General features: G+C 31.6%; 6 protein-coding genes. All 6 read left to right on the top strand.

Annotated elements, in window-relative coordinates; all coding sequences use genetic code 11:
- Positions 1-184: 184 nt before the first annotated feature.
- The 6 genes from ACEYOS_RS05880 (at position 185) to ACEYOS_RS05905 (ending at position 5,284) form a co-directional block, all read left to right on the top strand.
- Complete coding sequence (locus ACEYOS_RS05880; RefSeq protein WP_373748020.1) at positions 185-1,714, top strand: ArnT family glycosyltransferase; 1,530 nt, start codon at positions 185-187, stop codon at positions 1,712-1,714.
- A 201-nt stretch (positions 1,715-1,915) separates the two neighbouring features.
- Positions 1,916-2,332, top strand: coding sequence for a hypothetical protein (locus ACEYOS_RS05885; RefSeq protein WP_373748021.1), 417 nt, complete (start codon positions 1,916-1,918; stop codon positions 2,330-2,332).
- 251 nt (positions 2,333-2,583) lie between these two features.
- A complete protein-coding gene (locus tag ACEYOS_RS05890; RefSeq protein ID WP_373748022.1) occupies positions 2,584-2,967 on the top strand; it encodes a hypothetical protein in 384 nt (127 codons plus the stop codon).
- Positions 2,968-3,123: 156 nt separating this feature from the next.
- Positions 3,124-3,696 (top strand): Crp/Fnr family transcriptional regulator, encoded by a 573-nt coding sequence (locus ACEYOS_RS05895; protein ID WP_250069800.1) that lies wholly within the window; start codon positions 3,124-3,126, stop codon positions 3,694-3,696.
- Between the two features lie 54 nt (positions 3,697-3,750).
- A complete protein-coding gene (locus tag ACEYOS_RS05900; RefSeq protein WP_373748023.1) occupies positions 3,751-4,353 on the top strand; it encodes a DUF998 domain-containing protein in 603 nt (200 codons plus the stop codon).
- A gap of 409 nt (positions 4,354-4,762) precedes the next feature.
- A complete protein-coding gene (locus ACEYOS_RS05905; RefSeq protein ID WP_089819935.1) occupies positions 4,763-5,284 on the top strand; it encodes a hypothetical protein in 522 nt (173 codons plus the stop codon).
- The last annotated feature ends 325 nt before the right edge of the window (positions 5,285-5,609 follow it).

Here is a 5,609-nt window from a genome sequence, read left to right on the forward strand (position 1 = left end):
AAACACATCAGGCAACAAGGTATTTCTACGAGCGGGTATGAAGTTTTCATCGAAGATTTTCGCAGTTAATTAAGTTTTTAGCAAGTAGAAAGTTTTCTTATTTTTAGCCCGCCTGCAGAAATACCCAACCGTTATGTGCAATTTTACCCAAAAATTCGTCTCACAAAAAACAATGACAAATTGAATGGATAGACAAACGAAACTAATTGTATTTTTTTTCTGCCTGATTAAACTCTCTCTTCATTTAATTGCTGACTATCATTCAGGTTTTCAAGGGGATGAGCTAATTCACATCGAAACGGGAAACCATTTAGCTTTTGGATATATGGAATTTCCGCCTTTAATTTCCATCGTTGCTTTTATCCAAAATGTATTTAACTCGGACTCTGTATTTGTACATCATCTGTTTCCACATTTATGTTCAATACTAATTATGTTTTATGTTGCCAAAATTGTTCTTTTTTTAGGCGGAAAAGAAAAGGCTCTAATCTTAGCTTTGTTGGCTATAATTATTGCCCCGGGCTTTGAACGTTCTCAACAATTATTTCAGCCTGTGGTTTTTAGTCAGCTGTTTTGGACTATAAATTTTTACTATTTTTTAGTGTACAGCAAAACCTTAGAAAACAAAAATTTATGGCTTTTGACAATTTTTTCAATCATTGGATTTTTGTTCAAATATGATAGTTTGTTCTTTATTTTTGGATTAAGCGGTCTTCTGTTTTTCAAAAAGACAAGAAATGCATTGATACAGCAAAAATTCTGGAAAAATATTCTCGTTTTTTTATTGGCAATAAGCCCTAATATTCTCTGGCAATTTCAGAATAATTTTCCGTTTTTTCAGATGATGCACAGGCTTAAAGAAACACAATTAGAGAAACTAAATAGTGCGGAAATTATTACTGATTTATTCATATCTATCAATCCGCTAAATTCTATTTTTATTTTACTACCAGCTATTTTATTTTTTATCTTAACCAAAGAAAAGTTTTTAAAAATTATAGGAGTTGGTGTTCTTTTGTCTTTTATGGCACTTCTAATTAATAAAGGTAAAGCGTATTACTTTTATCCAATTATTCTTACCCTTATTCCGTTTGGAGCTGTTTTCTGGCAAATATTTGTTTTCAATAAAAAAAGATGGATTTTTTATCCTTTGACAATTATTTTACTATTTGGAGCAATTTTAATTCCTTTTGGAATGCCAGTCTATTCATTAAACAAATATATTCAGCGTGTTTATCCTTACGAGAAATTAGAAATAGACGGCGGAAGTTATGGGATTAAGTTTGACGAATATTATTCTGGCCAAAAATGGGAAAAAACACTTTCCGCAATAAAAACCGTTTATGACAGTCTGCCTTCCAATGAAAAAACCGAAGCTCTAATTTGGGCAAAGCATTATTCACAAGCTGGAATTTTAAAATTAAAAAAAGAAAAATACAATCTTCCTAATGCATTTTCCTATCACGGTAGTTTTTACATTTGGTCGCCAAATCAAGGAGAAATTCCCAAAACGATAATTGCTTTCAGAGAAAGTAAAGAAGACGGAAAAAGTTTCTTTGAACCTTATTTTGAAAGTGTAATTCCTGTCAAGACAATTTATAACTCTTATGCTAAAAAGGAAGATGAGTTGTATCAAACTATCTTTATTTGTAAACAACCTAAACAAGATTTTAAACAACTAAAACAACAATTCAGTAAAAGAATATTTGAATAAAAAAACTGCACATAACAAGGTATTGCCAAAAGCGGGACAGAACGGCTTCGATTGGACATTTGTGCAAGGTTCAACTTTCGTTCTTCGATTGAACTTTTGCGCTAAAAACCCCCGCCTTCGGCAATACCCAAACCGTTGTGTGCAATTAAACTTTTATAAGCGCAGTAATTTATAATTTTATCTTTTTAAATGTTATTAAATATGCTATACAACATAATTAACATTCACCGCAGTCTTTTCTGTATTCTAACAGTTTCAATAATGTCTTGTGGGACAACATCGAAAAACATAAAGAGTTCTGAAGTTGAGCCATTTACAATTGTAGTTGAAAGAACTAATGATGAAATGAAGTTAACCTGCACTAATGGATGTTCATGGAAAGATTTGAAATTTAATATCAAAGAAAATCAAAATGCACAGGCAATCGATGAAAATGGAATGACTACTTTGCTCGAAAGTTCAAAAGCATCTGGATTTCTTTTTACTATTGAAACTACTCAAAAAGAGATAAGTCTTAAAGGGCTGAAAGGAACATCTTGGAAAGAATTAAAATTTAATTGTTTGGAAAATCATTGTAAGCAAACATTGAATCATAATGGAATGTCTGGAAATAACTAACCAGATTATTGGAGAATACTTTTAATGTAAATCACTGCACACAACATTGCATTGGCGTTATGGCGGCTGAAGAAATTTAATTCAACATTTTACAAAAAATCATCTTCGGTTCTGGCTTGAAGTTTTTTAATTAAGCTTTTGTAATTACAATCAACTTTATATCTTTAATCAGCATTGGTTCCGGCGAGAAGGAATTCTATTATCGCCACATCGCCAATGCTTCAACGTTGTAGCACATTTTAAAAGATATTATGAAGAAATCACAATTTTCTAACCAAACAGTTTATTGGACGATTATTGCAATTGTGGGCGGATTAATGGCGTGGAATCTATTTGCGACGGTAACATCCGGAAAACTGATTGGATTTCTTCCCGTAATAATTGAAGCAGTTTTACTAGCGTTAATTTTGACAAAGAATCAATACGCTAAAATTGGAATTAAGGCGTGGGTAATTATTTTTTTAATTATTGCTAATTGTCTTCAGTTTATTGGACGATTGTTGAAAGATGCAGTTGATAATTTTGTGAACTTCAATTCCCTTCATTACATAACGACTGGATTTGTCGTTCTTGTTGGTATTATCATTTTTATTTATGTGAATAAAACTGTAACAGTTATAGAAATTGAAAAGTAAAAACGTGCTACAACAAGCTATTTCTACAAGCGGGTATGAAGTTTTCATCGAAGATTTTCGCGGTTAATTCAATTTTTAGCAAGTAGAAAGATTTCGTATTTTTAGCCCGCCTGCAGAAATACCAAACCGTTGTACGCAATATTTTCACAACTGCCGATGATTGAATCACTACTCCAAAATATTGAGAACGTAATTAAAGTTTCCGAAGACTTAAAAGCAAGAATTATATCAATATCGAAAGCTGAAATTGTAAAAAAAGACAAATTCATACATCGTCCAAACAAAGTATGTGATAAAACATATTTCATAAGCTCTGGACTAATCCGAATTTATTATGAAAAAGGAGAAAAAGAAGTAACAGACAATTTTGCCGCAGAAAACGAGTGGATTACTTCTATTTATAGTTTTATGAAAAATGTTCCTGACAACTGTTACATTCAAACATTAGAAGATTCCGAGCTTATCGCAATCAATATTTACGAACTCGAAAAATGTTTTGCGGATTTTCCTGAAATGGAAAGATTTGGAAGAATACTTATCTCTAAATATTTTGTTGAACAATCTGAAAGAATAATTTCCTTACAATTTCATACTGCAAAGGAGAGATACGAATATTTTTCAAAACAATCGGCGAATAAATTAGGTAGAGTTCCTTTGGGAATGCTTGCAAGCCACTTGGGAATTACACAAGAAACATTGAGCCGAGTAAGAGCCGAAATCACTTTTTGATATACATCAAATTGACTTATTTAATTTACCGATAAATTTGTTTCAAAAAATGAAATGAATAATAAAGGATTTGCATTTTCAGGAATTGCTTCTGCATTTTTGCTTGGGACTACTTACTTTGTAATGGCAAATATGCGTCCTGAATACAGTTTTAAATATAAAGCAATCAGTGAATTAGGCTCTCTCGATGCTCCTAATTTATGGTTTTGGAATATTTTGGGATATATCATTCCCGGACTATTAATTGCAATGTTTTCAATCGGACTTTATAAATATTCTGCCAAAAATATTAATTCAAAAATCCCTTATTATGGTCTTATTTTAAGTGGTCTATTTATGACTCTTTCCGGAATTTTCCCCGCTGATATGGAGAACAGAAAATCAACTACAACTATATTGCATATGATTGGGAGTTACGGAAGTTATATTTCATTTCTTTTTACGGCATTTACTTATCCCAAAATATGGAAGAAAAATACGAATTGGCAACCTCTTATAAAACCTACACTAATTTGTGTTTGGCTGACTATAGTTTTTGGTTCTTGGTATCTCTTTTTTCCAAACATTCCGTCTGTAGGACAAAGAATTGTTTTCCTATTTTATTTTCTATGGATCGTTATATCTGCAATAAGATTATACAAAACAAAAACACAATAATACTGCGTACAATAACTAAGCTTTCGTCTTGTCCGCAGGACACGAGATGAAAGCCTGTTGAACGGAACCTCCGGTGGCTTTTTCTCCCCACTTGGTAACCTTATGGGGTTATCGTTTCTAGAATCTAGAAAAATAGTGCAGTTTTTTAGAAGGACTGCTTTTTTTGTGGCGTTTGGTAGCCTTTAGAAGGTCTACGTACTGAGTTATTAAAAATCTACCTCTCCAGAAAAATATTAATTACAATTGCAGAAAACAATAGTCGGAAAAAACATATCTTAGTGATTAGAAATAAGTCTTACGAATATCAGACAAATACCTACCAAATACGTTGTATTTGTCTAACGGAGTAAGACATATAAACAAGTTATGCGTCAGCATCAAACGACGGAAATATAATCATAAATAATTTATGGCATTTTTATTTTTTCTTTTCTTTCTAGTTCCATTGACGGGAATAATGATTTTCGTCTGGTGGAAAACAAATAATAAGGTTTTCGGAAAAGTAATCGGATACTTCTGGCTTTCCGTGATTGGATTAATTATTTTATCTTTAGTAGTGGAAAAATTAACGGCGAAAAAAATATTAAAAAAGAAAGACTATTACGGACAGTACATTATCGACAGAGACTTTTTCCCAGGTAAACAGGCGGATTGGCAATATGAAACTTTTCGATTTAAAATTAATAATGATAAAATTTATTTTTATGTTACAAATCATGACAAAATAGTAAGAACTTTTAGTGGTACAATTTCAACAACAGCACCATATGGTTCAGAAAGACTTATAATAAATATGGAGCAACCGACAATTCATGTATTAAAAACTAATCCAACAGTTTATAGAAACGCTTGGAGTTTTTATTTAGTTTTCCATTCCGATAAATTTAATAATATGTACTTTAAAAAAGGAAATTGGAAACCCATAAATTGAATAAATTTTAAAAAGCCGAACGCATAACATCGTATTGGCAATAGTGCGGAGGAATCGCAAGTTTAAAGATTTTAGAAGTTCCGAAGATTAGTTTATACTAAGAAAGTTTCCGCGTTAAAGCCGCACCATCGCCAATACGCGAAACGTTGCCTGCTATGTTATGAAAATTGTATTTCAAATATTGTTTTTAGTTTTTATTTTAAGTTCTTACCAAAGTAAAGGACAAAAAATCCCTGTGAATATGGAGATAAAGTTAGAAAACGCAAATCCTATTGCTCAAAAAATAATGTCGGAAGATTTCTTTTATGATGTAACCGACGAATTT

The organism is Kaistella sp., assembly GCF_041824135.1.
Taxonomy (GTDB): domain Bacteria; phylum Bacteroidota; class Bacteroidia; order Flavobacteriales; family Weeksellaceae; genus Kaistella.

Coding starts and splice junctions, on each gene's coding strand:
- ACEYOS_RS05880 (WP_373748020.1), top strand. CDS start 185: ATGGATAGACAAACGAAACTAATTGTATTTTTTTTCTGCCTGATTAAA.
- ACEYOS_RS05885 (WP_373748021.1), top strand. CDS start 1,916: ATGCTATACAACATAATTAACATTCACCGCAGTCTTTTCTGTATTCTA.
- ACEYOS_RS05890 (WP_373748022.1), top strand. CDS start 2,584: ATGAAGAAATCACAATTTTCTAACCAAACAGTTTATTGGACGATTATT.
- ACEYOS_RS05895 (WP_250069800.1), top strand. CDS start 3,124: ATGATTGAATCACTACTCCAAAATATTGAGAACGTAATTAAAGTTTCC.
- ACEYOS_RS05900 (WP_373748023.1), top strand. CDS start 3,751: ATGAATAATAAAGGATTTGCATTTTCAGGAATTGCTTCTGCATTTTTG.
- ACEYOS_RS05905 (WP_089819935.1), top strand. CDS start 4,763: ATGGCATTTTTATTTTTTCTTTTCTTTCTAGTTCCATTGACGGGAATA.